The 1112-nt window shown below is 53.1% G+C and carries 1 protein-coding gene; it reads right to left on the bottom strand.

What is annotated here, in order from left to right; translation table 11 throughout:
• Positions 1 to 31 precede the first annotated feature (31 nt).
• Positions 32 to 1112: putative PEP-binding protein (locus STRDD11_RS09845; RefSeq protein ID WP_346962591.1), on the bottom strand; the 1081-nt coding region annotated here is incomplete at its 5' end.

The raw sequence follows: 1112 nt of genomic DNA, 5'->3' as shown, positions 1-1112 counted from the left end.
GCCACTTCTATCTAGTGTGCGGATGTAGAGTTTACAGTTTTTCCTGCTGAATGTTGGCCTGAGCCGCCGCCAGTCTGGCTGCCGGCACTCGGTAAGGGGAGCAGGAGACATAGGTCACGCCGATTTCTTGGAAGAAAGGTATAGAAGCAGGGTCGCCGCCTACTTCACCGCAGACACCGATAGGAAGCTGCGGTTTCAGCTGCCGTGCCTTGCTGACAGCGATTTTCATCAGCTGCCCAACTCCGGTTTGATCCAGACTTTGGAATGGGTCAAAGGTCAGAATGTCCCTGTCTTTGTAGGCTCCGATGAATTTTCCGATGTCATCTCTGGAAAAGCCGTAGGTCATCTGGGTCAGATCATTGGTGCCAAAGCTAAAGAAATCCGCCTCCTGAGCCAGCTGATCAGCAATCAGACAGGCTCGCGGCAGCTCAATCATGGTGCCAATCTCATAAGGCAGCGGCTGAACCCCCGCCTGTCGGAAAAGCTTGTCGATATGCTGCACGAGGAAGTGCTTGACCGCCTCCAGCTCGCTTTTTTCGGCAATGAGGGGAATCATAATCTCGGGCTTGACACTCAGCCCTTCCTGAGACAGCCTGATGGCACTCTTGAAAATAGCTTCCGCCTGCATCTTGTAAATGTCCGGCTGGGTGATGCCCAAACGGCAGCCGCGATGGCCCAGCATAGGATTGGTTTCCTGCAGCTGCTCGATTTTCCGGGCTAATGTTTCCGGAGACTTGCGCAGTTTGGCAGCCAGCTGCTCGATTTCCAGCGGATCTTTCGGAAGAAATTCGTGCATTGGCGGATCGAGAAGGCGGACAATCATAGGCTTGTCGCCGATGGTTTGAAACATCTGATAGAAATCATCTTCCTGAAAGGCCAGCAGTTTTTTCAGGGCTGCTCTGGTTTCCAATTCATTGTCAGCCAGAATGAGGCGGCGCATTTCAAGGATGCGCTCCTGACCGAAAAACATGTGCTCTGTCCGAGCCAGTCCAATCCCTTTGGCACCGAATCGGACTGCTGTTTTCAAATCCTGAATGGTCTCAGCATTGGCACGGACTTTGAGTGCAGCCGCTTCATCGGCCCAGGAGAGCAGAAGCTGCAGTTCCTGATTG

This window comes from Streptococcus sp. DD11 (assembly GCF_001578865.1).
In the GTDB taxonomy this organism is placed as follows: domain Bacteria; phylum Bacillota; class Bacilli; order Lactobacillales; family Streptococcaceae; genus Streptococcus; species Streptococcus panodentis.
Note: the sequence above shows the minus strand (reverse complement) of the source record. Positions and strands in the feature narration are given on the sequence as shown.